Below are 23,779 nucleotides of genomic sequence, written 5' to 3' on the forward strand. Positions count from 1 at the left end.
GGGCGCAAGCCCGGCGGGCGGCTGGCGGTGAAGCAGGAAGACCAACCGGCGACGGTTGGAATCCCCCGGCTTCAGCCGTGGTGAGGAAGTCAAGCCGACGACTCCCTCACCACATGCATGCGCCACGTGGGCAGCAGCTCTTCGATCAACGCCTCGGTCTCCGGGGCCATCCCGCCGCCGTAGGGGTGGGAGGCCGCCCTGCGGGTCAGGCCCTCGACGACGGCGCGCAGGCGCACGATGTCCTCGGTGGCGTGCGTGGCCCGCAGCAGGTCGCGCCAGAGCCCCTCGTCGTCGGCCGCCAGCAGCAGGCCAGCGCGTACGGCGGCCACCGCGGCGTCCGGCCGGCCGTGGGCGAGCCTGAGCTCGCAGAGCTGGTGGGCCGCGTCGGCCACCCCGGCGGTCACGTCGTACTCCAGGTCTTCCGCCGCCAGCCAGGCGTACCTTCCGGGCGGCCTGCCGGCCAGCAGCGGGCCTCTGACCAGGCCGAGCGCCTTCTCCAGCAGCACGGCCATGGCCGTCGGGTCGCCGTGCGAGCGGCGTACGAGCTCGCGGAACAGCGCCCAGTCCGTACGGACGTCGGGCCCCAGCCGCAGCCGGCCGGACTCGTCGGTGAGCAGGTGGTCGGGCCCCAGCCACGCGGCGACCCTGGAGATCGTGGCGTCCCTGACCGTGGTCTGCACGCCGCGCGGCCACAGTACGCCGCCGAGCACCGCGGGGTGCACGCCGCCCGGATGCGTGGCCAGATACACCAGCAGCTCGGCCGCAAGCTCCATCCGGCCTTCCTCCAGGGGGCGCAGGCCGGCGATCTCGAGAGGGCCGAGCACCCTGATCTCGACCGCGGGCGGGTGCAGCCCCTCCAGCGGTTCGGCCTCGGGGATGGCCTCGCCGTCGAGCCGGTCGGCCGTGCGGAAGAGATCGACCAGCGCGCGGTAGTGGCGGCGCGGCAGGAGCTGGGCCTCCACCTCGAAGCCCAGCTCGGCGATCCTGGCCCTGCCGTCGTCGCCGATCTCCATCGTCCACGTGGCGTGCGGGACGTCGCCAGCCACCACGTAACCGGCGGTGTCGCGGCGGGCCAGCAGCGCCAGCCGCCTGGCCTCCTCGTGCGTGGGCGCCACCGCGGACAGCAGGTAGTGGGCGACGTTGTGGCCGCCGCTGATGCGCCCGGTCAGCACCTCTCTGCGCGGGGCCGCGTTCGCCTCCAGCTCGGGCAGCACCTCGGCCAGCCCTCCGACCGCCCTGATCCGCTCGGGGGCGATCGCGGTGAGCTCCTGGCCGAAGCCGACGAGCGTGATGCGCATGCGGTCGGACCACCGGTTGGTGGCCAGCTCGACGGCGAGCGCCGCGAGCGCCGCGGTGGTCTGCGGGCCGCGCACGTTGATCAGGCCCTGGGCGGCCTCCAGGTCGATGAGCACGCGCCCGCCGGCGTCCGTGCCGATGGAGACCAGCCCCGGGTACGGCGCCCCGCCCGCATGCCCGCGCCCGGACTCGCCCCGCAGGTCGGGCAGCAGCCGCCCCTCGTGCGCGGGCAGCCGCCAGACCTGGCCGCCGTCCTGGGCCGTCCAGGGCGCGGGCGGGTCGTTGTCCGGCGGATGGATCCACAGGTCGAGCGTGCGTGGCGACAGGTGCGCGCCGTACACGGTGGGCGGGGTGCGGTGCTGCGCGGCCAGCTCGGCGCCGAGCAGCCGCAGCCCGACGTCCAGGATGCGGGCGCCGGGGGCGTCGCCGCCGAGCCTGAGCGCCACCTCGGCCTCGGCGGCGTCGTCGCGGGGACGGGCGATCCTGCGGCCGGAAAGGCGCCGCCACAGCTGCTCCCTGCGCCGCCTGGCCAGCACGAACAGCAGCCCGGCCGCGGCCAGCGAGGCGGCCGCGAGGTAGTCGGTCAGCTCGCCCTGGCGCTCCTGGATGACCGGCTGCCGCCCGTCCTGCGCGCCCGGCTCGGTCTGGCGGTGTTTGCCCTCGTGCCCGGGCGTCCCGCGCTCCTCGCGGTCCTCGCGCTCCTGGCGCTCCTCGCGTTCCTGGCGGTCCCGCCGCTCCTCGCGGTCCGCGCGGTCGTCGCGCTCGGCCGCCCTGTCTCCACGACCCGGGCCCGGGTCGGCCCTGCCCGGATGCTCGCGCAACGTCTGCTCGCGCGGCTGGTCGGCGGGGACGACGTGCACGTTCTTCGCGTCGTCCGGCATGTCGAGCACCCAGCCGGGCCTGATCAGGTCGGCCATGCGCAGCCGGGTGCCGTCGGGCTGCTCCTTCGCCTGGTTGAGCCGGTAGATCTCGGGATATCGGCGGCCGTCTCCCAGGCACTTCTCGGCGATCTCCCACAGGCTCTCGTGGTGGCGGCCGTGCGGCGGCTGCACGACGTACACCTTCCTGGTCTCGCGTGTCTCCAGCTCCTGCTCGACGATCGGCGCGGAGTAGGCGACCGCGGTCACGGGCGGCGCCGCCGGGGTCGGCGTCAGCTGGGCTACCGGCGCGACCATCGCCCCGGCCGTGAACAGCAGCAGCACGGCCGAGACCAGCTTGTTGGCCAGCACCTGCATGCCTCCGGAGAGCGGCACGCGGGCGGGCATGCCGACCCTGCGCACCCCGGCGTACACCTCGACCAGCACGCACAGGAAGAGCTGGAACCAGGCCAGCCACACCAGCAGCACGAGCACGGCCACGATCGTGCTCGGCCCGACCCTGCTGGTGAGCAAGCCGAGATCGAGCAGCTCGGGCGCGATCGGCGGGCCGACGAAGGTGAGCAGCGCGTACGGCACCCCGCCCACGAGCGCGACCAGCAGGACCAGCGCGCCGAGCCCGGCGAGCACGTCGCCGGCGCTGCGCCTGGCCGGGACGCGCACGGGCACGTGACGTCCGGGTGGACGCGCGGGCTGTCGCGTCTGCTCTCGCGGCGGCATCGCCTCTCCCTTCTCTGTTCCAGCGTCGTGTCTCGTGCGTTCCGCATCCATCGAGTGGTCGGTTTCGGTCTATCTCGCTTCAGGGGCGGCGCTGGCCTCGCCGGTCATCTCGGAGCCGGGGAACCCGATCGCGCTCAGGAAGAAGGCCTCCCACCGCACCGTCACGGTGACCGTGACCTGGGCCTGCCCCTGCTCGACGGCGCACTCGCCGCGGGTCACGTCGCCGCCGCCGTGCGCCTGCACGATCTCGTCGGCCCTGCCGCACACCTCGGCGTCGCCGAGCAGCCGGGTCTCTCCGGTCGTGCGGAGGTGGTCGACGTCGACCTGGTCGGCGCCGGCCCTGGCGGCCTGCTCGGCCACGTCGGTCGCGCGCAGCCGGGCGTTGATCGCCGCTCCGCCGTCCACCAGCAAGCCGGCCAGCAGGAACACGACCACGGAGAACAGCACGGTGAACACCGACATGGACCCCCGCTCGCCGGCCCTCATTCGACCCTCCTGAACTGCTCCAGTGGCACCACCGCGGTGCCGGTCAGCTGTTTGGTGCCGTCGAACCCGAGGAAGGCCAGGTCGAGCTCGCACGTCACCTCGGCCTCGACGTGGCCGCCCTGCTCCCACTCGGACCCGTCGAGCGAGACCGACGAGGACTGGCAGCGGCCGTCGAGCACGCTCGTGGTGATGGCCTCGGCCGCGGACCCGGCGTCGTCGAGCGTGCGCTGCACGGACGCCGCGCGGGCGGCGTCGCGGGCGGCTCCGTTGATCCGTCCCTGCGCCTCGACCAGCACCCCGGCTCCGGCCAGGAACAGCAGGAACAGCAGGAAGACCGGGGCCAGCATCACCGTCTCCACCGCCATGGAGCCGCGTTCGGCCCGTCTCATTGGCAGTCCTCGCCGCCGTTGTCGGGGCGGAAGCACTCGACGGGCCCGCCCGCGGTGGCGGTGATCGTGAACGAGAGCTCGGGCAGCAGCGGGATGACCTGTACGGCGCTGCCGGTCACCGTGACGAAGCGCTCGTCGGGCTCCTTCTCGGACGTCGTGGCGGTGGCGTTGCCGAGCAGCTGGGGGCCGATGGCCCGCACGATGTCGGTGGCCTTCGTGGTGGCCGCGCCCTCCCAGTCGCCCGAGTCGAACGGGGCGGACCTGGCCACGCGGGCGCCTTCCCTGGCGGCCGCCTCCGCCACCTGCCGGCCGTGGAACCAGAGCGCGACCTGCACGATGAGCAGCACGACGGCGAGGATGACCGGCATCAGCACGGCCAGCTCGATCACCGTGGCGCCGCGCTCGCCCTCCGGCTTATTCGCCTCCGCCGCCATCGCCGCCACCGCCGCCGAAGGTGCCCTGGATCTCGCTCTGCTTCTGCTCGACCAGGGTCTTGATGAGCGTGGCCAGTCCGAGCGCGACGCCGGCGATGATGGCGGTGATGATCACCCATTCGACGGCGGACGCCCCGCGGGTGGGGGCGGTCCTGGCCCGGTGGATGCGCACGCCGAGGTACGCGGTCAGATAGATGATCCAGGGATGGTTCATCATGCCCCCAACATCTTCATAGCGGCGGGATAACTGAGAAAGATCACAAAACCGGCGCAGAGCAGGAGCTGGGCCACGAGCATCGACTGCGACCGCTCGCCCGCTCTGCCCTCGATCTCGGCCAGCTCGCGACGGCGCAGCGTGGCCGCCCTGGCCGTCAGCGAGGCGCGTACTTTGGCGCCGTCGTCGGCCACCAGACCGAGCGCGGCCGACAGGTCGCGCAGCTCGTCGACGTTGATCTCCTCGCCGAGCTGGCCGAGCGCCTGCCACGGAGTGATGCCGACGATCCTCGCGCCGGCCAGCGCGTCGCGGATGCGGCCCATCGCCCAGTTGGGCTGCTCGCCGCTGACCGAGACGGCCATCATCAGGGCCTCGGGAACGCCGCGGCCGCCGGCCAGGTTCATCGAGACGAGGTCGAGGAACGCGCCCACGACGTGCCGGAAATCGCGCCGCTTGGCCGCCGCGTCCTTCTTGACCTGCAGGTCGGGCAGGAAGAAGAACACGACCGCTACGAGCACGGCGGACCAGAACGGGATGGCGAGCGAGGTGCCCCACTCCATGAGCACCAGCCAGCCGAGCAGCAGCGGGAAGGCCAGCAGGCCGCCGGCCGCCAGCAGCACCTTCGTGGCCAGGAACGCCTCGAAGGAGCGGCCGACCAGCGCCAGGTCCGATCGGACCGACCTGACCTCCCAGCCGCGGGCGCTGTAGAGGCGGGCCAGCCGCACGCCGAGGCCGCGGCGGAACGCGCTGACCTCCTCGTCGGGCAGCAGGAGCTGGATGCGCGGCGCGCCCGCGTCCTCGCGTACGGCGTCGAGCGCCAGCAGCCGCGCCACCAGCCCGGGACGGGCGGGGAAAAGCGCCCTGAACAGTACGAGCAGGCCGAGCCCGATCACGGCCCCGGCCAGTGCGCCCTCAACCATCGCCGCCTCCTCCCATGAGCAGCCGCGTCGGCTTGTCGAACCTGGCCAGCCTCCGCATCCAGGCGAAACCGGCCCCGAACAGCCCCGCCACGACCACGAGCACGGCCTGGCCGAGAGGGCCGTCGTACTCCTCGACGTAGGAGGGGTTGAACACGACGAGGATCCCGGCGAAGGCCAGAGCGGTGATCACCACGATCTGCACGCTGCGCCGGGTGGCGCGGCGCTCGGCCTCGACGCGGCGGCGCATGTCGAGCTCTTCACGGGCCGAGACGGCCAGCGCGCCCAGCACGTCGCGCAGGCCGGGACCGCGCAGCCGGGAGTTGAGGATGAGCGCGGCCACCACCAGGTCGGCCGAGGGGTCGTCGAGCTCGTCGGCGAAGAGCGCGAGCGCCTGCGGCAGCGCCATCCTGGTGTGCAGCCGGTCGATCAGCGACCGCAGGTGTGGCCTGAGCGTGGGCGCGGCGGCTCTGATGGACGACGGGATGGCCTGTTCGAGCCCGGCCGCCCCGGCGATCGTGTCGCGCAACGACTCGGTCCAGGCGGCGAGCCCTTCGAGGCGGCGCATGGCGGCGCGCTCCTCGGCCGCTCCGCCCGACAACCCGCGCCAGGCGAACACGAGCAGCACCGTGCCCACCGCCACGACCGGCCAGCCGGTGACGATCAGGACCAGGGCGGCGGCCACGGCGGCGATCGCGGCGCGGGTGGTCAGCATCTTGACCAGGTGGCGCCTGGGCCGGGGCGGGCGGGGGCGCAGGCCGTACAGGGAGATGCAGAACAGGAAGAGGCCGCCGCCCGCCACGGCGCCGGCGAGCAGCGCCAGCGGGTCGAACGTGAAGGCGCCCATGCTCACCAGCCCCCCAGGGTGTAGCCGTGGGCGGCGAGCTCCTCCATGCAGGAGATCGGGGCGTGCGGGACTGCGGCGCCGTCGGGGCCTGGCGCGAACACCTCGCTCGACAGGACGCGGCCGTCGCAGCCGTTGACCTCGCGGATGCTGGAGACGTAGCGGCGCAGCGTACCGCCGACGTGGTAGTCGTTGCGCTTCTCGACGAAGACGACGAAGTCGATGGCGCCCGCGATGAGCATGTGGGTGGCGTCGATGGGCAGCCGCTCGCCGGCCTGCAGGGCGTAGGTGGAGATGCGGTTGAAGACCTCCATGCTGGAGTTGGCGTGGATGGTCGACAGGGAGCCGTCGTTGCCCTGGGTCATCGCATTGAGCATGGTGACGATCTCGTCGCCGAGGACCTCGCCGACGATGACCCGGCTGGGGTTCATCCGCAGGGAGCGCCTGACCAGCTCGGCCATGGAGATCTCGCCCTGGCCCTCGGAGTTGGGCAGGCGCTGCTCGAAGGCGACGACGTTGGGGTGGAGCTCGGGGAACTGGTCGAGTCCGAGCTCCAGGGCGCGTTCGACGGTGATGAGGCGCTCGCCGGGCGGGATCTCGTTGGCCAGGGCCCGGAGCAGGGTGGTCTTGCCGGCGTTGGTGGAGCCCGCGATCATGATGTTCTTCCTGGCGGCTACGGCGGCCGTCAGGAACCTCGCGACGTCGGGGCTGATCGTGCCGTTGCCGGTCAGGTCGGACAGGAAGACCTTGCCGAGGCGGGCGCGGCGGATCGACACGGCCGGCCTGACCGTGACGTCCATGACGGCGCTCAGCCGGGACCCGTCGGGCAGCCGCAGGTCGAGCTGCGGGTTGGCGGTGTCGAACGGCCTGCTGGACAGTCCGGAGTAGGCCGCCAGGATCTGGATGAGCTCGATCAGCTCGTCGTCGGAGTCGGCGACCGGGTCGTGCATCAGCTCCTGGCCGTCGGCGTAGCTGACGAAGACCCGGTCGCAGCCGTTGATGTCGATGTTCTCGACCTGGGTGTCGTCGAGCAGCGGCTGGAGGCGGCCCACGCCGAACAGGGCCGCGTGAATGCCGGCCGCGAGCGCCTCCTCCTCCTCGACCGTGGGCGGGGTGCGGCCGAGCCCGATCTCGCCGCGGGCGTGCTCTTCCAGCACCTGGGAGATCAGCGCCCTGGCGAACTGGCGCTCGTCCTCGCCGGTCATCGCGGGCAGGCCGTTGGCCTGGTCGAGCCGGCGCTGGTGGGCCAGCCGGTCGCCGACCTCCTGGCGGAAGCGCTTGACGAGCGAATGGTCGATCATCGGTGGCTCACCAGCCTTCCCGCGAGGTCGCGTGCCGTACGGATCAGGAGGGAGCGGTCGAGCCGGCCGCCCCACTGCCCGCGCAGGAGCTCGGCGCCCTTGGGGTCGTGGGCGAGGCCGTAGACGTACGGGACGGTGTTGCCGACGATCCGGCGCACGTCGTCTATCGAGGCGCGGTAGTTGCGCGGGTCGGCGATCACGGCGACGCCGTGCGCCTTGGTGATCTGCAGCCGCTCGCGCAGGTGGGCGACGTGGTCGAGGGTCGCCCGGGTGAGCAGCACGACCTGCTCGGCCTCGGCCATCAGGTCGCCGAGCTGGGGATGGGCGCCGAGCCGGCCGCAGTCGGCGATCACGTCGGCGTTGGGGATGGCCGCGAGCGCCCGGCCCAGCGGACCCCACAACCAGGTGAGCCCCGAGGCCTGCTCGCCGTGCGTGAGCCCGGCCAGCACGTCGAGCCCGCCGACGATCTTCTGCGTGTGCTGGTGGATCTGCGCGGGCTCGAGGCCGCGCCGGGCGGTGGCGCCGAGCGTGAGCAGGCCCTTGCCGGGGTTGAGCACGCCGCCGTCGGCGGCGGGCAGCCGGTAGGCGAGGTCGCCGCCCGCCGGGTCGCACTCGGCCAGCAGCACGGGCCGCGGCCAGACCGCCGCGAGGGCGGTGGCAGCGGTCGTCACACCCGGCGCGCCCTTGTCGGCGGCCAGGACGATGAGCGCCACGTCAGCGTGCCCCCGGGAGCTCGGCCACCGCGATTTCCCCGCTGGAGGCGAAGGCCACGATTTCCGGCGACGCCGAGGAATCGACGACCACCGTGATCTGGCCGGAATTTCCCGTGCGGGACTTGTCGCCGACGGAGAAGACGAGCGCGCTCGCGGCCAGGACCCGGCTTTCTCCTTGGCTCGCCCGGCTCGGAACGTGCACCAGCTGAACGCGGTCGCCTTCTTTCAGGCCCGCGGGCATTTGACCCGGCTTGAGCGCCAGCCCGACGGTGGCCTTTCCCTCGCCGAGCTCGCTGCTGGCCTTGGCGCCCATCTGGCTGGTCAGCAGGGTGCCGGGCAGGATGGTGACGGCCGCGAAACTGCCGACGACCTGGTCGAGTTGCGACCAGCTGACGTAGTCGACGCCCTCAGCGGCGATCTTGACCTCTTCGAGCGCCTGCGCGGTGAACTTCTGGCCTGCGCCGATCTGCTGGGTGACGCGGATGGCGGAGACGCGGTCGCCGCTGCGCAGGACGAGCAGCGTCGTGGCCAGCGCGCCGCCCAGGATGAGCAGGACGGCCAGCGCGGCGAGGGCCGGCTTGCGTTCGCGGGGTGGCACGGGGAGCTTGCGCGAGGCCGGGCCGGACAACCCCGCCGCCGCGTCGGCGGCAGGCTTTTCACTGGTCCTCATGGGTGGGGGGCTCCCGGAAGTGAATTGCGGAATTCACGCCATTATGTGGGGCTTGACGTGGTGACGGGGGCGGAATGCGAGGACCAATGCTCGTTTCGCAGGTGGCGGGATGTCAACTCGAAATAATCGATGCCTATTGTTTCTAACGAGTTGACGAGTATTGATTTTTCCAGCTAGTCGCCACTTTGATCACACGAGCCACTTTTTTCACACCTTATGGCAGCATATCGGTCGAAGTCGCTGCAGATTCCCCATGCCATTGCCGTCAACTCACGCGCCTGTTCCCGCTCCGGGCGTTACCTTTGGCGCCCGAGGTCGACCGAGGAGACGGCACCATGCGGATCATGCTCACCGTGCTCGGCGGGCAGGGCGACCGTGACGTCGTGATCGACGGAGACGACGGCGCCACGGTGGCGAGGGTGAGCGAGGCTCTCAACGATCAAGGGCCGCTGGCCGACGTCGTCCGGCTGCCCAGAGCCCGAGCCCCCTACGGGCTGTCGGCCGACAGCCCGCACATCCCCCAGCCGCGCAGGCCGCAGCGGGACACCGGCGGGCCGGCCGGCCGCTCGCCTGCGCTCTGGCGCGACGGCCGCCCGCTCGACCCGCGCGCGCCGGCCGCCGCCGTGCTGCGCGACGGCGACAAGGTCACGCTCGACGCCCGCCTCGCCCGCGCCACCGTGGTCGAGGAGCCTGGCGGGGTCGCCGAGGTGCGGGTGGTCGGCGGGCCCCGCGCGGGCACGGTGCACCGGCTGGGGCTCGGCGTGCACGTCATCGGCTCCGACCCGATGTGCGCGATGGCCGTCGACGACCCCGCGCTGGCTCCCGAGGCGGTGGCCGTACGCGTGACACCGGACGCGATCACCGTGGAGCGGGCGTGGCGGGAGCCTGACGAGGCGCCCAGGCTCAAGCTCAAGGGGCGGTGGGCCGACGAGGTCGCCGAGCTCACGGCGCGGGTCGCGGAACGCGAGGCGGCCGAGCTCACGGCCGGTTACGGCGAGACCCCCGAGCTCGACGGCCGGCCGCTCACCGAACCCGTCGACTGGCCCGACCATGCCGTGCTGACCTGCGGCTCGTCGGTGTTCGTGCTGACCTCGATCGAGCCGAAGGACGCCCACCTGGCCCCCAGGAGCGAGGGCGGCGTGGCCTACAACCGCCCGCCGAGGCTCAGGCGCCCGGAGCCCCAGCGCACGTTCGTCAGGCCGAAGGAGCCGGCCAGGAACGAGGGCATGCGCCTCCAGCTGCTCGCCGCCTTCCTCCCGGCCGTGCTCGGCTTCACCCTGGCGATCGCGCTACAGCAGTGGTACTACCTGCTCGTCGCCCTCATGACGCCGGTCATCATGATCGGCCAGTGGTGGAGCGACCGCCGCCACGGTAAGAAGCAGCACAAGAAGGCCGTCAAGGAGCACAAGGAGCGGCTCCAGGCGTACGACGAGGCGGTGGAGCGGGCCAGGGTGGCCGACGAGGCGGTCCGCAGGTCCAACGCGCCCGACCCGGCCCAGGTGCTGCTGACGGCCACCGGCCCGCGCAGGAGATTGTGGGAGCGCAGGAGCCACGACGACGACGCGCTCAAACTGCGGGTGGGGCTGGCCGACCTGCCGGCCGACCTGGAGCTGTCGGAGGAGCAGGGCGGGCGCATCGAACCGCCCGTCTGCCGCTCCGTGCCGGTGGCGCTGCCCATGCGCCGGCTCGGCGTGGCCGGCGTCACCGGCTCCCGCCAGGCCGCGACCGGCCTGGCCGCCTGGCTGATCGCCCAGGCCGCGACCCTGCACAGCCCGCGCGACCTGGCCATCGTGATCGTCTCCGCGCACGCCGACGGCGAGCAGCGCTGGGGCTGGATGCGCTGGCTGCCGCACTGCTCGCCACAGTCGGGCCAGGAATGCGTGACGCTGGCCGGCACCGATCCCGAGTCCGCCGCCCGGCGCGTCTCCGAGCTCGCCCAGCTCATCGACGAACGCCAGAACACCGCCATCCCCGAGCTGGGCAAGATCCCCACCGGGTGGGACGACCTCGGCGGGCCCGAGAAGCCCACGTTCTCCTCCTACGACGTGCGCCCGTACGACGTGCTGGTGGTGCTGGACGGCGCCCAGGTGCTGCGGGGGCTGCCCGGGATGCCGCAGGTCCTGCGCCAGGGCCCGCGCTGCGGCGTGTACACCCTCGCCCTCGACGAGGACCAGCGCCTGCTGCCCGAGGAGTGCCAGACGGTGGCCGCGTGCGGCGACGACGGCCTCGCGCAGCTGCGCGGCGGCGGCCTCGACGTCATCGGGCCGCTCCTTGCCGACCTCGTCTCACCCGGCTGGTGCGACCGCCTGGCCAGAGCCCTCGCCCCGATCCGCGACGTGAGCAGGGACGATCCCGCGGGCAACCTGCCCGGCGCGGTGCGGCTGCTCGACCTGATGGGCCTGCCCGAACCCTCCGGCGAGGAGCTGGCCGCCCGCTGGCGGGAGCGCGGCACCACCGAGGCGCTGATCGGCGTCGGCCCCGACGGCCCCTTCTCGGTCGACCTCAAGCTCGACGGCCCCCACGGGCTCATCGCCGGCACCACGGGCGCGGGCAAGTCGGAGCTGCTCCAGACGCTCATCTGCTCGCTCGCGGTGGCCAACCGGCCCGACCAGCTCACGTTCGTGCTCATCGACTACAAGGGCGGCGCCGCCTTCAAGGAGTGTGTACGCCTGCCGCACACCGTCGGCATGGTCAGCGACCTCGACGGTCACCTGACCCAGCGCGCTCTCGACTCGCTGGCGGCCGAGATCCGCCGCAGGGAGCGCCTGCTGCTGGCGGCCGGGGCCAAGGACATCGACGACTACACCGGCCCCGCGCTCCCCCGCCTGGTGCTGATCATCGACGAGTTCGCGGCGCTGGTGGCCGAGCTGCCCGACTTCGTCACCGGGCTGGTCGACATCGCCCGCAGGGGCCGGTCGCTGGGCATCCACCTGATCCTGGCCACGCAGCGGCCCGCGGGCGTGGTCACCGCCGACATCCAGGCCAACACCTCGCTGCGGATCGCGCTGCGGGTGACGGAGCCCGCGGAGTCGTCCGACGTCATCGACCTGCCCGACGCGGCCCACATCTCCAAGTCGACGCCCGGCCGCTGTTACGTGCGCTCGGGCGTGGGGGCGGCGACCGCCGTGCAGACGGCCAGGGTCGGCGGCCGCAGCCCTGCCGCCGGCGGGCCGTCGCGCGCGGGGAACGTGCGGGTGCTGGAGGTCGGCTGGGGCTCGCTGGGCCGTCCGCTCCCGCCGCCACCGGAGCCGGAGGAGGACGCGACCGGCACGGACCTCGGGCTCGTCGCCGACGCCCTCGTCGAGGCCGCGCGCCTGGCGGGCGTCCCCGTCCAGCCCAGTCCGTGGCTGGACCCGCTGCCCACCGGCCTCGTCCTCGACCAGCCCTCCGCCGGGCATCCCGTCCTGGCCGCCCCGATTCCCGACACCGCGGCGTACGGGGGCGCGTTCGCCGAGGTGGCGCCGTTGCCGTTCGGCGTCACCGACCGCCCGTGGGCCCAGGACCGGCATCCGCTGGCGCTGGACGTGGCGCAGGGCGGTCACCTGCTCATCGCGGGCGCGGCCCGCAGCGGCCGGTCGACGGCCCTGCGCACGATCGCGGGCTCCATCGCGGCCCACGCCTCCCCCTCGGACGTGCACGTGCACGCGATCGACTGCGGCTCGGGCGCGCTGCTGCCGCTAGTGGCGATGCCGCACTGCGGCGCCGTGGTGACCCGCGACCAGCTCGACCGGGTGGAGCGCCTGCTGACCCGCCTCAAGGCCGAGGTGGGCCGCCGCCAGCAGCTGCTGGCCGAGGCCGGGCACGCGTCGCTGGCCGAGTACCGGCAGGCGGGCCACCGGCTGCCCTGGCTGGTGCTCCTGCTCGACCGCTGGGAGGGCTTCGTCGCCGCCTTCGAGGGCTACGACTACGGCCGCATGATCGAAGGGCTGCTCCAGCTCCTGCGCGAGGGTCCGGCGGTGGGCCTGCGAGCGGTGGTCACCAGTGACCGCTCCGGCCTGCTCGGGCAGGTCTCGACGGTCTTCGACGACCGGCTGCTGCTGCGGTTGTCCGACTCGTCCGACTACGGCCTGGCGGGGTTCCCGCTCAAGGGCCTGCCGTCGTCGATACCGCCGGGCCGGGCACTCTCGCTGGGCGAGCACGGCATCGTGGAGCACCACATCGCCCTCCTGGACGCGGACCCGGCAGGCCCGGCGCAGGTCGCCGCGCTGCAGTCCCTGGCCCGCGCCGCCGCCGGCCCTCCCGGCACGGCCCCAGGCCCGAAGCCCGGCCCCGCGCCCGAGAACGGCACGGCCGCAGGCCCGAAGCCGGGCCCGGCGCACGAGAACGGCCGGGGCGTCTGGCGCTGGGAGGGAGATCCTCCGCTGCGGGTGGACGCACTTCCGATGCGCATCACGGCGGCCCAGACGCTCGCCCTCGACCCTGCCTTCAGCCCGCCGTCGCCGCTGTGGGCGCTGGTCGGCGCGGGCGGCGACGCCCTGGCCCCGCTCGGGCTCGACCTGCTGGCCCACGGCCCCGGCGCCGTGATCGCGGGGCCGTCGCGTTCCGGCCGCTCGTCGGCGCTGGTGACGGCGGCCCGCTCGCTGATCGCCCGCGGCACCCCGGTCGTCGCCGTCGCCCCGCGGCGCAGCCCGCTGAAGGAGCTGGACGGCGCCGTCGCGGTGCTGGACGGCAACGCCACCGACCTGCCGGAGCTCGTCGCGGACCTGCATGGCTACGTCGTGGTGGTGGACGACGCCGAGCTGATCAACGCGGACGGCCCGCTGGGCGCCGCCCTGGAGGAGGTGCTCAGGTCGGGCAGGGACGGCGACCACGGGCTGCTCATCGCCGGCGTGACGGGGGACCTGGCGGTCGCCTACCGCGGGTTCGTGGCGGAGACGCGCAAGTCGAGGACGGGGCTCCTGCTGGCCGTGCAGAGCCAGGCGGACGGCGACCTCTTCTCCATCCGCCTGCCGCGCGGCGCGGCCGGGGGCCCGCCGGGGCGCGGCTTCCTGGTGACGACCGGCACCTTCACCCCCGTCCAGGTGGCCCTCCCCGGCGGCCCGTAGGGGTCAGCCCTCGTCGGCGGGGAGGGTGAAAAGGCGGACGTAGAGGGGGCGGGCGCCCGGCGGGTTCTGCTACCTGACCTACCTGATCATGACCGGCGGGAAGCTGGCCGTGCCCGGACCGGTGTTGGGCGGGCGGCCGGTGATCGGGCTCGCGCTCCAGGTGCTCGCCGTGGTCACCGTCCCCGCGTCAGCCGATCTTGCTGTTCACCACCGAGTCCGTGTCGCCGCCCCAGATGTCGTCGTCCTCATGGAGCCACGTGCTGGACTCGCGATCCTGGCCTTCCTGGCCGCCTGCCCCGCCCATCCCGCCCATCGGCATGAACGGCATGCCCATGCCGTTCATGCCGGGCCTGCCGCCGACACTCGGCGAGGCCGCGGCCGCCACCGGGCCGCCGTTGCCGTACGTGCTCGGCCCTCCGGACGTCGCCCCCGGCGAGGACGACGTGGACGGGTTGCCGGAGCCGGTCTGAGGGCCGGTCCCGAGAGGCGAGCCGTTCGAGGTGGGCTGGTGTTCCTGCAGGTCCGTGGGACTGCCGGCGCCCACGTCAGGGTCGGGCGTCCGCCCGCCGTTGGTGGAAGCGCCAGGGCTCTGGGCATTCGGGTCCTGGCCGCCAGGGTTCTGGCCGTCCGCGTCCGGCGTTGTGGGAGAGCCGGTCGACGGGTCGTCGCCCTGGCCGGTCTCCGGATCACCGGGGGTGGTGGGTGTCGGGCCTGAAGGGCCGTCGGGTCCGTCAGAGGGCACCGTCACGCGCGGATCTCCGATCGGCGGCCCGGACGGGTCGTCACCGTCGTACGCGGTGGGAGTCACGTCGCCCGGGTCCTGGTCGGGGAACTGCGGGAGATCGATGTCATCGGGTCCGTCGTCCGGCATCTGCGGAGGCTTGATGTCCCTGAGCGTCGTCTGCAGCGTGTCCGGCATGTCGGCGTGAACCTGGTAGAGGTCCTCGCCGAACGTTTTCAGGTGCAGCCCCGCCAGCTCGTCCTGCGACCCCCAGTCGCCCCGGGCGTTGTCACCCGCGTAATAGCCAGAGTAGACGCTGTAGCCGTCGGCGATGCTGTCGTTCCAGGTGCCGCCGCCCAGACCTCCTTGGTTGGCCCAGGTCGGCATGATCCCCTTCCAGCCGTCCTGGATGAACTCCTGGTGCTTGCGCACGACCGTGGCGAGGGATCCGATCGGTGTGGACATGTTCTTCAGCTTCTCGGCCAGCTCGCCCAGCGACACGTACAGCAGCCCGAGCGCTTCCTGTGCCTCGACCGAGGAGGGGCCCTCCCAGACCTCGGCCAGCCTGCCGGCCTGCGTCCTGATCGCCTCCTTGGCGATGTTGGCCGCCGAGTGGGCGTCGTTGTAGGCGGTCGACGCCTGCTCGATGCCGGTGGCGTCGAAGCCGTTGATGAAGGTCACGACCTCCTCGACGCTCCGGCCGCCCGTGTCCACCGACCAGTCGGCACAGTACGGCTTCAGCATGTGGACGTTCTTCTTCGCCTGCCCCATGCCGGTCAGACACCGCCCTCATTGGCCGCGTTCGTCACCTGATAGGTGCCTGCCCCGGCCTCCACCAAGGAGATCGCGGTGGCGAAGTTCTCCAGGACCTCCTCGTAGGCGGTCAGGAACTCCTGCTGGCTGTGCGACACGAGGTCGGCGAACGCCTGGCCACCCTGCCAGCGCTCCATGCTGCGGATGTGGGTGAGGACCGCACGGAGAGAGCCGTACGTTTCGAGGTCGATGATCGAGCCCTGGTTCTCGCCCCGGCCCTGGCCACTGATGGGCTCCAAGACCTCGCGCAGCTCTCCGGCGATGTTGGCGATCGTCTTGGGGCTGTATTTCACGCCGTCACGATCGGGTTGCAGCCCGGGCCAGTCACGGGGCGGTTCGGTTTCTGCCATGAGCTTCCCCCTTTGAACACTCGATCAAGTAGCGTACTTGACCGTTCCCTTGGAGTACAGAAAGCACATAGTCAACATGCGTAACATTAGATGATATGCAGACCCAGAAGGATCTATACCAGGCGCATCGGTTGATGACGCAGCGCTTGGGGATGGCTCTGCTGCAGGGGGAGCCGGACTTGCCGGAGTCCCCGATGCGCAGACAGAACGTGGCGACGTTCGCAGGGCTTCTGATCGCCGTGCTGATCGTCGCCGGGTTCGGAATCTGGGGACTGCTCAGTCAGGGTGGGCACGCCACCAAGCTCACCGATCCCGGCCAGTTGCTGGTCGAGGAGGAGACCGGCGCCGCGTACGTCTTCAACCAGAAGAGCGGCCAGCTGCAGCCCGTGGCCAACTACGTCTCCGCCCGGCTGCTTCTCGACAGCCAGGACATCAAGGTCAGGTCGGTGTCCGCCGAGTCGCTGGCCGGCTACACCCGAGGGCAGATGGTGGGCATCCAGGGCGCTCCCGACTCGCTGCCCAAGAAGGAGCGGCTGGTCAAGGGGCCGTGGTCGGCGTGCGTGGCCGAGACGGCCGACGCCGCCGCGGGACGCAGGTCGTACGTGTCGCTCGTGGGCGGGACGGACATCGGCGGCACGCCGGTGGGCGACGAGGCGTTGCTCGTCAACGACGGGCGGCAGAACTGGGTGCTCTGGTCCAACCAGCGCCTGCGGGCCCCGAACGTGGACCGGCTCACCGACCAGACCCCGCGCCGCGTACCCGCCTCGTGGATCAACGCCATCCCCGCGGGCGTCGACTTCGCCGCCCCCAAGATCCCGCAGCTCGGCAAGAAGGCCGTCGGCCCCGGCGGCACGGCGTCCAGGGTCGGGCGCGTGTACAAGGTGGCGTCCGTGGCGGGGTCGAGCGAGCGCTGGTACGTCCTGCTGGCCGACGGCATCGCCCCCATCAGCAACACCGAGGCGCTGCTGCTGCTCCAGGACCCGGCCATCAAGGCCGCCTACGGGAGGAGCGGGGCCCGCGAGACGCTGATCGACGCGGCGACCGCCAACGCGACCACGGTGTCGAAGCAGTCGGTGCGCAAGCCGGGCCTGCCGGCCACCATGCCGGCTTTCCGCACGCCCAGCGTTTCCGCCCCGCTCTGCGCGGTGTACGCCAACACCCAGAAGGGCTCGACCAGCGCCGTGCTGACCACCGGCAGCAAGGTCCACATCCCGCCGCCGTCGACGAGCGCCGGCGCGGACAAGGTCGACCAGGTGCTGCTCCCGCCGGGCAGCGCGGTGCTGGCCGGCACCCTGCCCGGCGACGGGCAACTGTCCGCGGTGCAGCAGTACTCGCTCATCACCGACCAGGGCAAGAAGTTCCGGCTCGCCTCGGCGGACGCGATAGGCAAGCTGGGGTACGAGGCGAAGGACGTCGCGCCGGTGCCGGTCCACCTGCTGCGGCTCATCCCTGACGGCCCCGCGCTGGACCCGGCGGCCGCGATGACGCCCGTGCAGGACGTGCGGAACGTCCAGACGAACCGGACGACCCAGACGACGGGATGACGGCCTAACGCGGCAGGCCGCCGTCCATGGACTCGTCCATCTGCGGGGAGAGCGCGCCCATCTCCTTCTCGTACGTCAGGCCGTCGTTCGTGAACGGCATCGCGCCGCCGTTCTGCATCGAGGACATCTGGGTCGGCATGGCCTCAAGTGTGGGGAAGATCTTGCCGACGCTCTCGGTCTGCGTCTTGAGAAAGATCAGCAGTCCGGCGAGGGTGGCGACGGCTATGCCATGCTTCCTGAGCATCGCCTTGGTGATGCTCAGCCCTTTCAGGCCCATGCGCGTCTCCCAGACCTCCTTGGCCACCATGCCCCAGCCAGTGGCCGAGGTGAGCAGAAACCCATAGCTCACTATCACCACAGTCCACATGAACATGGCGAGGGCCGTGCAGGTTACGGCGCCCCACTTGAAGAAATCCGCCTGCGCATCGACGCCGTCGCCTGTGGCGTTACGGGACTCCTTGAGCTGCTGCAGCGATTCCTTGAAGCTGGTGTGAACGGTCTCGAACGAGTCGAAGGCCTGCCCTTCCCACGTGCCTTGGTCTTTGAGCTGCGCCTTCAGATCGTCCAGCTGCTGGTCCAGCTGGTCGAGTTCCTCCATGTCACCGGAGTGGTCGGCCGTGCGCCACTGCCTGGCCGCATCCCCCATACCCTCGGGGTCGGACACCAAGGTGCCGATGGCTAGCGCCATGTACGACGCCCAAGGCTTCCTGAGCACCAACGCTGCGGCCGCAGCCGAACCCGCGGCCGTAAGGTACATCTCCTTAAAGACGCTCATATTTCCTCCTCCCCGATGACCTGCGGTGCGATGTCCTCATCGCCGCCCCAGACGCCTTCGTCCTCGGGGAGCCCGACGTTCTTGTCCCGGTCGCGTTCCTGGCCGGCGCCCGCGCCCGCGCCGCCCATCGGCATGAAGGGCATCATCGGCATGCCGGACGCGCCCGCTCCGCGCAACCCGGCCGCCGAGACGCCGCCGTTCGCGCCGGCGCCGAGTCCTCCCGCTCCCGTGCCCGGGCCGCTGACGGAGCCGGGCCCCACGCGGGTGCCCGAGTTCGGAGCGTTGGGATCCACGGACGGCAGGTTGCCGCCCGGGATCTGCGGGGTCGTGGGGTCGTAGTTCGACAGGTCGGTCGCGTCCGGGTTATTGAGCGCCGAGTCGATGTCGGGGACCTTCATGTCCGCCGGGTCGGTGCCCGGCAGGTTCTGCTGGGGCAGGTCGGTGCTAGGGGTGTCCATGTCGGGCAGGTCGCTGTCAGGCAGCTCGCCATCCGGCAGGTCGCTGTCGGGCAGCTCGCCATCCGGCAGGTTGCTGTCGGGCAGTTCACTGTCGGGCAGGTTGGTGTCCGGCATGGCGGACATCTCCGTTTCGCCCAGATCACCGAGGCCCGGGTCGGGCATTCCACCGGGGTCACCCAGCCCGAGGTCTTCGGGCCCTTGCGGGCCAAGGTCGCCGGGGCCGCCGGGGCCGCTGTCCTCGTCGGCCTTGCGGTAGTTGCGATCGGCCGCCTTGAGCGCCGGAGACCAGGTCTCCAGCGCCCTGCGCGCCCGGTCCAGCGTGTCGCGCTGGGTCTCGATCGACTGCGAGTGGAGGCTCCCGAGCCCCCAGCCCGCCACGCCGAAGCCCGGCCAGGGCACGTCGAGCTTGCTGTCGGCCGTCTGCAGACCGGTAAGAAGATCGGTCTGATCGCCGATCTTGTTGCCTGCCCTCTCGAGCTCGTCCTTGGTGAAGGAGATGCCCGACGACATCTCCAGCCCTTCGCCGCCGAGGCCCGTGAGGCCCGGTATCCCGTACGTCACTCGATCACCGGATCCGTCGTGTCATGACCGACCGTCCAGCAGTTCGCGTCCTCCGGCACGTACGTGTTCCGCTCCAGATCGCTGTACTCGCCGCCGCCCACGCCGCCGCCCATGAACGGCATGAAGGGCATCCCGCCCGCCATCCCCGTCGAGCTGCCGCGTCCGAGGGGGGTGACCAGCGGGGACTGGCCACCGCCGATGGCCGGCGAGCCGATCACCGAGGGGATGCCCGGCGTGCCGCCCGTGGTGGGAAGGTTATAGCCGATCTGCGGGTTGAGCGTGGTGGACGGCGTGGTCACGGTCGGCGGAGCGATCGTGGCGGTCGGCGGCTGGTAGCCGGCCATGTCGGTCTGGCGCGGATCCGTGGGATTCGTGCCGTCGGTCGTCGTCGTGTCGTCGGCACCGATGACAGGCGGCGCCGTGGCGCCGTTCTCCGATCCGGGGTCCTGACCTCCGGGGTCCTGGGAGGCGGGCGGGTCCGTGCCCGGGTCGGCCGGGGTGTCCGGGCCGGGGTTGGTGGGATCACCGGGGTCGGAGCCACCAGGATTGGAGCCGCCAGGGTCGGAACCACGCGGGTCGGAGTCACCGCGATCGGATCCCTGCGGCTCGGAACTGCCGGAAGGGGAGCCACTGCCGGTGCCTCCGGTGCTCGTGTTCGACACTCGCGAGCCGCCGTCGTAGGAGCCGCCATCGTCGTTCACGGGAGTCGTGAAAGCAGGGCCTTCCGTCCCGGGACCCGTGCGGTAGTCCGGTTCCTGCGTCTCGGCGGGGCCGCTGGGGATGGTGACCGCCGGAAGATCGTAGGAGACGCTGTGCGGAAGATCGATGTCGTAAATGCTGACGATCTTCTGGTTGAGCTCGTAGAGCGCGCGCTGGGCCTGGGTGTTCTCGAGGCCCTCCCTGACGAGGTCCTCTTCTTGCTGGGTCAGGCCGGCGGAGGGGACAGACACCTCCTCGTCGACCTGGGTCTTGGTGTCGTTGAGGTGCCCCGCGTACGTCTGCAGCGCGGCGCCCATCATGGACAGCTTGCTGGACAGCTCGTTGCCGGTGGCGTGCAGCAGCTCCAGCGCGGTGCGGGCTCTGGCGGCGTCGGGCCCCTTCCAGACATCGGCGATCTTGCCGGCGTGCGCCTCAAGGGCGTTGATGGCCTGCTCGATCTTGCTCGCCGCGTCCTGGTAGGTCTGCCCGGTGGTCTCGATGGTGAAGGAGTCGGTGTTCTGGAGCAGCGCCTTGATCTCGCTCTTGTCCTTGTCGACCCAGGCGCCCTGGGGCGTCCGGTCGAAGGAGAGGATCGTGACGACCCCCCGCTGCTGGCCCATCAGCCCCTACCCTCGTTGGTCTGGCGGGCCCGGTCGTGGCTGTCGGCGCTCGCCTCCACGGCCTCGACCACGCTCTGATACGTCTCGATGAACCTCTGGTAGACCTCGGCGAACTTCCTGCCCGCGTTCTTCGACTCGACGGTCGAGGCGAGGGCCAGGGCGTCGTCCCACTGACCGATCTGGGCCGCGGAGAACTCTCCGCCCGTCGAGATCTGGTTGATGTTCCCGTTGGGCCGCTCACCGCCGCCGAGCATGGCGTCGAGGCTGATCCTCAGCTCTCTTGCCACCCCTCGTATGCCCGTCGGCGAGTTCTCGCGGGCTCCACCCTCGAACAGCTGCGGATCGGCGGCAAGGGGGTCGCTGCCCCCGTCCGTCGCGTCCCTGCTTGTCATGCTCCACCTCTAGCAGCAGAACTCTCGGCCACCGCGGCTGGCGATGACCGAGAGGATCGACGGTCCGGGTCAGTCCGTCCAGATACCGATGTTGCGCCGCTCGGCCTGCTCATAGTTGCCCTTGGCGACGTTGACCGCCGACGCGGCCTGGAACAGTTGCTGGCCCATCGCCTTCTCGTGGGCGTTCCACTTCTGGCGCTTCTCCTCGAAGAACCGCTCGGCTTCGCCCTCCCAGCTCGGGCCGAGCTCCCTCTTGATGTCCGCGTACAGGTCGTCGGTGGCGCGGTCGAGCTCGGTGACGACCTTCTTGAGCTCCTCGTAGGCCTGCTCCATCGAGCCGAACCGGACGTACGTGTAGTCGTCAGGCGTGGTCATGGCGTTCTCCGTCCTGCTCAGCGGTTGGCGTTGATGAGGGAGTCGATGCGACCGCCCTCACCGGCTCCGACGAAACCACCGGCGATGTCCATGTTCTGGTCGGCCGCGTTCCGGTAGACGCCCGCGCCGATGTTCATCCGGTCGTAGATGTCCTCAAGGATCCTGATGACGCCCCTGAACTCGCCGTCCCACTGGGTGAGGGCCGTGGCGAACTTCTGCGCCGCGCCGCCCTTCCAGCCCTGGGTGGTCAGGTCGGCCTTGATCTGCTCGACCCGCTGCCGCATGCCCTCGATGTACTGGGCGGTGTCCTGGCAGTAGCCTGCCGCGTTCGTCAACTGAGTGGGGCTTGCCCCGTACAGTGCCACTGGACCTCCAAGTCGATATGGCGTTGCTGCTACGGCGGGCGGTCACCCCCTGATGGAACCGACTACCCCCGCGATCAACCTCAAAAGGCATGTTAGCCACCAATGACCCCCTTATTCCCAGAAACCACAAATCACGGATTAGTCGCACTCTTGCAACTTTCAGGTGAACGCCCTGGTGGCGGGCCTGGTATGTCCTGACAAACATCTGATCCAGACGGTGGACGGGCTGCGTCAGAGGTTCATCCTGCGGCGGATGCGGTCGAGCTCGCCCATCACGTCCGCGAACGCCCTGTCGTGCAGCGCCCCCGCTTCCCTGATCCTGCCGAGTGCGGCCTCGGGGTCGGAGAGGTGCTTCATGGGGTTGTCGTCCTCGCCGAACATCTCACTCGTGGCGGCGTTGAGCCGGCTCTGGAAATCAGCCGTGGCCTCCGCGAGCGTGGTTTTGATCAGGTCGGCCAGCTCGCCCGAGGACAGCCGCATCGCCTTCGGGTGGATCTCCAGCGTGCGCATGCCCTGATGGTCGTACTCCACGGTGACGAAACCGTCCTCGTCCTGGGCATGACCGACGTACGACCCGACCTCCTCCTGGAACTTCTCCAGAAGGGCGAGCTGCTCGTCCGCACCCTTCAGCAGCTTGTCTATGTCGATCTTCGCGAAGTCGCCGAACTCCTGCATCTCACTACCCTTCTTGTCGGATCATCCGGACAGCCCGCGCACCCAGGTGTAGACCTCCAGCACGCCCAGAGCGAGCGGGAAGAGCTGGACGATCAGCACGAGGTCCAGGATGTCGGCCGCGCGGCCCCAGAACGGCGAGGGCTTTCCCGTTGGCAGCCACAACCCGATGCCGACGCTCGTCAGCGCCACCCACAACACCCCGATGGCCACGGCCAGCGAGCCGACGATCCCGCCGGAGCTGATCAGCGACAGCGCCAGCATGGAGAGCCCGGCCAGGCCCGCCCCGATGAGCCAGATCCGCTGGCCGAACCCGCGGAAGACCCGGGCCCGCATGATGAGCGTGAGCGACAGTGACACCATCATGACGGCCGCCACCCAGCCGTCGGCGAACACCAGCAGCACCAGCGCCATCAGCGCCGAGAGGGCGATGGCCGCGATCATGCCGGTGGCGTAGCGCTGCGCGCCCCTGGTGCGCTCCTGGATGGCCGCGGCGTCCAGGCGCTGGTTGTCGCTGCGGAGTTCCTCCGCGGTGGTCGGCATCGCCGGCAGCGGCACCTTGGCGAGCTTGAACGACAGCGTGGGCACCAGCGGGCTGAACGCCAGCAGCACCGCGATGGCCAGCGCCGCCACCCCGGCCGGCGGGGCCGACCACACCATGATCACCGCCGCGCAGATCCCGGCGACCGTGGCGGCGACGGCCGTACCGAGGAAGCCGGGAACGCCGTCGGAGATCACCGCGCCCGCGACGGCGGCCACCAGCGCGGTGCAGGCGAACGCCGACAGCAGGTGCGGCACGCCGAAGGCCAGCGGGGTCCCGCCCGGCGCGAACAAGCCCGCGACGAATCCGTACGGCAACGCCGCGTGCCCGATCAGGGCGCCGGCCATGGAGTCCCCGACCGCCCGGGACAGCAGGGCGCCGGTGACGACCAGCAGCAGGGTCAGCAGCGCGGCCACGATCGTGACGGTCACCCCCGGCATGCCGGACACGGCCAGGCCGAACCCCCCCAGGATGAGCAGGCCCGCGGCCCCGCCGGCGCCCACCAGCCTGGTGTGCTTGGCCGACCAGACACCGCCGTCGCGTACGCCGGAGGCGACCACGTCGGCCACGTCGTCATAGAGAGCGGGCGGCAGGATCGCCTCGCGCGGCCTGAGGTAGAGGATCTCCCCGTCGAGCACGCCCAGCGCGCCGAGGCTCTGCCCGAGGTCGAGCGGCGCCCCGCCGAGCCGCTGCAACGTCCACCCGGGAGCGGCCGCGGCGTCGCCGCCCACCTCTCCCAGCGCGCGCAGCAGGCTGGGCAGCACGTTGGGCAGCGGGACGTCAGCGGGAAGCGCCAGATCTGCCTTGCGCCGCGGGCCGACGATCGTCACGTGGCACTGCGCCGGCAGGGGCATCGGCACCTGCGGCAGCGCGCTCTGGTGGAACGGCCCTTGCGGAGGCTGCCCGGGCGGTCCCGGGAAGCCTGGCGGCGGGCCGTGCATCGGAGGAAATCCCGGGGGCGGACCCTGGGCCGGCGGTGGACCGAGTGG

The 23,779-nt window shown here is 71.6% G+C and carries 22 protein-coding genes; 2 read left to right on the forward strand and 20 right to left on the reverse strand.

Going from position 1 to position 23,779, the window contains the following annotated elements:
* Positions 1-89: 89 nt before the first annotated feature.
* The 10 genes from ABGA98_RS02715 to ABGA98_RS02760 all read right to left on the reverse strand — a co-directional run bounded on the left by ABGA98_RS02715 (position 90) and on the right by ABGA98_RS02760 (position 8,859).
* Positions 90-2,840, reverse strand: a complete 2,751-nt coding sequence (locus ABGA98_RS02715) for a BTAD domain-containing putative transcriptional regulator (protein ID WP_347616555.1) — start codon at positions 2,838-2,840, stop codon at positions 90-92.
* Positions 2,841-2,960: 120 nt separating this feature from the next.
* On the reverse strand, positions 2,961-3,377 hold the full coding sequence (locus ABGA98_RS02720) for a Tad domain-containing protein (RefSeq protein WP_347616556.1): 417 nt from the start codon (positions 3,375-3,377) through the stop codon (positions 2,961-2,963).
* Entirely contained in the window at positions 3,374-3,766 is a 393-nt protein-coding gene (locus ABGA98_RS02725) for a TadE/TadG family type IV pilus assembly protein (protein ID WP_347616557.1), read from the reverse strand. Before ABGA98_RS02725 ends, ABGA98_RS02720 begins: the two co-directional genes overlap by 4 nt.
* Positions 3,763-4,200, reverse strand: coding sequence for a TadE family protein (locus tag ABGA98_RS02730; RefSeq protein WP_347616558.1), 438 nt, complete (start codon positions 4,198-4,200; stop codon positions 3,763-3,765). The genes ABGA98_RS02725 and ABGA98_RS02730 overlap by 4 nt, the downstream gene beginning before the upstream one ends.
* Positions 4,181-4,417 carry a hypothetical protein gene (locus ABGA98_RS02735; protein WP_246083657.1) on the reverse strand — a complete coding sequence of 79 codons (237 nt, stop codon included), beginning with the start codon at positions 4,415-4,417 and terminating at the stop codon, positions 4,181-4,183. Before ABGA98_RS02735 ends, ABGA98_RS02730 begins: the two co-directional genes overlap by 20 nt.
* Positions 4,414-5,334, reverse strand: coding sequence for a type II secretion system protein (locus ABGA98_RS02740; protein ID WP_347616559.1), 921 nt, complete (start codon positions 5,332-5,334; stop codon positions 4,414-4,416). Before ABGA98_RS02740 ends, ABGA98_RS02735 begins: the two co-directional genes overlap by 4 nt.
* Positions 5,327-6,178, reverse strand: a complete 852-nt coding sequence (locus ABGA98_RS02745; RefSeq protein ID WP_347617692.1) for a type II secretion system F family protein — start codon at positions 6,176-6,178, stop codon at positions 5,327-5,329. The genes ABGA98_RS02740 and ABGA98_RS02745 overlap by 8 nt, the downstream gene beginning before the upstream one ends.
* 2 nt (positions 6,179-6,180) lie before the next feature.
* Complete coding sequence (locus tag ABGA98_RS02750) at positions 6,181-7,476, reverse strand: ATPase, T2SS/T4P/T4SS family (protein ID WP_347616560.1); 1,296 nt, start codon at positions 7,474-7,476, stop codon at positions 6,181-6,183.
* On the reverse strand, positions 7,473-8,189 hold the full coding sequence (locus ABGA98_RS02755) for a hypothetical protein (protein ID WP_347616561.1): 717 nt from the start codon (positions 8,187-8,189) through the stop codon (positions 7,473-7,475). Before ABGA98_RS02755 ends, ABGA98_RS02750 begins: the two co-directional genes overlap by 4 nt.
* Before the next feature lies 1 nt (position 8,190).
* On the reverse strand, positions 8,191-8,859 hold the full coding sequence (locus ABGA98_RS02760; protein WP_347616562.1) for an SAF domain-containing protein: 669 nt from the start codon (positions 8,857-8,859) through the stop codon (positions 8,191-8,193).
* A 335-nt stretch (positions 8,860-9,194) separates the two neighbouring features.
* Between ABGA98_RS02760 and ABGA98_RS02765 the strand changes: the two genes are divergently transcribed.
* Positions 9,195-13,904 carry an FtsK/SpoIIIE domain-containing protein gene (locus ABGA98_RS02765; protein WP_347616563.1) on the forward strand — a complete coding sequence of 1,570 codons (4,710 nt, stop codon included), beginning with the start codon at positions 9,195-9,197 and terminating at the stop codon, positions 13,902-13,904.
* 187 nt (positions 13,905-14,091) lie between these two features.
* Here the strand turns inward: ABGA98_RS02765 and ABGA98_RS02770 are convergent, their stop codons facing one another.
* A complete protein-coding gene (locus ABGA98_RS02770; protein WP_347616564.1) occupies positions 14,092-15,369 on the reverse strand; it encodes a hypothetical protein in 1,278 nt (425 codons plus the stop codon).
* A gap of 32 nt (positions 15,370-15,401) precedes the next feature.
* The gene (locus ABGA98_RS02775; protein ID WP_347616565.1) at positions 15,402-15,788 is read right to left on the reverse strand and encodes a hypothetical protein; all 387 of its coding nucleotides are present in this window, start codon (positions 15,786-15,788) and stop codon (positions 15,402-15,404) included.
* 95 nt (positions 15,789-15,883) lie between these two features.
* Between ABGA98_RS02775 and eccB the strand changes: the two genes are divergently transcribed.
* Entirely contained in the window at positions 15,884-17,332 is a 1,449-nt protein-coding gene (eccB, locus tag ABGA98_RS02780; RefSeq protein ID WP_347616566.1) for a type VII secretion protein EccB, read from the forward strand.
* Positions 17,333-17,336: 4 nt separating this feature from the next.
* On the opposite strand, the gene ABGA98_RS02785 is transcribed toward eccB, so the two are convergent.
* The 8 genes from ABGA98_RS02785 to eccD all read right to left on the reverse strand — a co-directional run bounded on the left by ABGA98_RS02785 (position 17,337) and on the right by eccD (position 23,731).
* On the reverse strand, positions 17,337-18,107 hold the full coding sequence (locus tag ABGA98_RS02785) for a hypothetical protein (RefSeq protein WP_347616567.1): 771 nt from the start codon (positions 18,105-18,107) through the stop codon (positions 17,337-17,339).
* On the reverse strand, positions 18,104-19,126 hold the full coding sequence (locus tag ABGA98_RS02790) for a hypothetical protein (RefSeq protein WP_347616568.1): 1,023 nt from the start codon (positions 19,124-19,126) through the stop codon (positions 18,104-18,106). The genes ABGA98_RS02785 and ABGA98_RS02790 overlap by 4 nt, the downstream gene beginning before the upstream one ends.
* Entirely contained in the window at positions 19,123-20,445 is a 1,323-nt protein-coding gene (locus tag ABGA98_RS02795) for a WXG100 family type VII secretion target (RefSeq protein WP_347616569.1), read from the reverse strand. The genes ABGA98_RS02790 and ABGA98_RS02795 overlap by 4 nt, the downstream gene beginning before the upstream one ends.
* Positions 20,445-20,837: a hypothetical protein gene (locus ABGA98_RS02800; RefSeq protein ID WP_347616570.1), complete on the reverse strand. Its 393-nt coding sequence runs from the start codon at positions 20,835-20,837 to the stop codon at positions 20,445-20,447. The genes ABGA98_RS02795 and ABGA98_RS02800 overlap by 1 nt, the downstream gene beginning before the upstream one ends.
* A gap of 69 nt (positions 20,838-20,906) precedes the next feature.
* Positions 20,907-21,212: a WXG100 family type VII secretion target gene (locus ABGA98_RS02805; protein ID WP_347616571.1), complete on the reverse strand. Its 306-nt coding sequence runs from the start codon at positions 21,210-21,212 to the stop codon at positions 20,907-20,909.
* Between the two features lie 17 nt (positions 21,213-21,229).
* Positions 21,230-21,547 (reverse strand): WXG100 family type VII secretion target, encoded by a 318-nt coding sequence (locus tag ABGA98_RS02810; protein ID WP_347616572.1) that lies wholly within the window; start codon positions 21,545-21,547, stop codon positions 21,230-21,232.
* A gap of 261 nt (positions 21,548-21,808) precedes the next feature.
* Positions 21,809-22,252, reverse strand: a complete 444-nt coding sequence (locus ABGA98_RS02815) for a YbaB/EbfC family nucleoid-associated protein (RefSeq protein ID WP_347616573.1) — start codon at positions 22,250-22,252, stop codon at positions 21,809-21,811.
* A 21-nt stretch (positions 22,253-22,273) separates the two neighbouring features.
* Entirely contained in the window at positions 22,274-23,731 is a 1,458-nt protein-coding gene (eccD, locus tag ABGA98_RS02820) for a type VII secretion integral membrane protein EccD (RefSeq protein ID WP_347616574.1), read from the reverse strand.
* Positions 23,732-23,779: the final 48 nt, after the last annotated feature.

Origin of the sequence: Nonomuraea sp. B1E8 (assembly GCF_039871515.1) — a bacterium.
Lineage (GTDB): Bacteria > Actinomycetota > Actinomycetes > Streptosporangiales > Streptosporangiaceae > Nonomuraea.

Excerpts from the sequence above, each read along its gene's own strand:
- ABGA98_RS02720 (WP_347616556.1), bottom strand. The coding sequence starts at position 3,377 with ATGAGGGCCGGCGAGCGGGGGTCCATGTCGGTGTTCACCGTGCTGTTC.
- ABGA98_RS02725 (WP_347616557.1), bottom strand. The coding sequence starts at position 3,766 with ATGAGACGGGCCGAACGCGGCTCCATGGCGGTGGAGACGGTGATGCTG.
- ABGA98_RS02730 (WP_347616558.1), bottom strand. The coding sequence starts at position 4,200 with ATGGCGGCGGAGGCGAATAAGCCGGAGGGCGAGCGCGGCGCCACGGTG.
- ABGA98_RS02735 (WP_246083657.1), bottom strand. The coding sequence starts at position 4,417 with ATGATGAACCATCCCTGGATCATCTATCTGACCGCGTACCTCGGCGTG.
- ABGA98_RS02740 (WP_347616559.1), bottom strand. The coding sequence starts at position 5,334 with ATGGTTGAGGGCGCACTGGCCGGGGCCGTGATCGGGCTCGGCCTGCTC.
- ABGA98_RS02745 (WP_347617692.1), bottom strand. The coding sequence starts at position 6,178 with ATGGGCGCCTTCACGTTCGACCCGCTGGCGCTGCTCGCCGGCGCCGTG.
- ABGA98_RS02750 (WP_347616560.1), bottom strand. The coding sequence starts at position 7,476 with ATGATCGACCATTCGCTCGTCAAGCGCTTCCGCCAGGAGGTCGGCGAC.
- ABGA98_RS02760 (WP_347616562.1), bottom strand. The coding sequence starts at position 8,859 with ATGAGGACCAGTGAAAAGCCTGCCGCCGACGCGGCGGCGGGGTTGTCC.
- ABGA98_RS02765 (WP_347616563.1), top strand. The coding sequence starts at position 9,195 with ATGCGGATCATGCTCACCGTGCTCGGCGGGCAGGGCGACCGTGACGTC.
- ABGA98_RS02770 (WP_347616564.1), bottom strand. The coding sequence starts at position 15,369 with ATGCTGAAGCCGTACTGTGCCGACTGGTCGGTGGACACGGGCGGCCGG.
- ABGA98_RS02775 (WP_347616565.1), bottom strand. The coding sequence starts at position 15,788 with ATGGCAGAAACCGAACCGCCCCGTGACTGGCCCGGGCTGCAACCCGAT.
- eccB (WP_347616566.1), top strand. The coding sequence starts at position 15,884 with ATGCAGACCCAGAAGGATCTATACCAGGCGCATCGGTTGATGACGCAG.
- ABGA98_RS02785 (WP_347616567.1), bottom strand. The coding sequence starts at position 18,107 with ATGAGCGTCTTTAAGGAGATGTACCTTACGGCCGCGGGTTCGGCTGCG.
- ABGA98_RS02795 (WP_347616569.1), bottom strand. The coding sequence starts at position 20,445 with ATGGGCCAGCAGCGGGGGGTCGTCACGATCCTCTCCTTCGACCGGACG.
- ABGA98_RS02800 (WP_347616570.1), bottom strand. The coding sequence starts at position 20,837 with ATGACAAGCAGGGACGCGACGGACGGGGGCAGCGACCCCCTTGCCGCC.
- ABGA98_RS02805 (WP_347616571.1), bottom strand. The coding sequence starts at position 21,212 with ATGACCACGCCTGACGACTACACGTACGTCCGGTTCGGCTCGATGGAG.
- ABGA98_RS02815 (WP_347616573.1), bottom strand. The coding sequence starts at position 22,252 with ATGCAGGAGTTCGGCGACTTCGCGAAGATCGACATAGACAAGCTGCTG.
- eccD (WP_347616574.1), bottom strand. The coding sequence starts at position 23,731 with ATGCACGGCCCGCCGCCAGGCTTCCCGGGACCGCCCGGGCAGCCTCCG.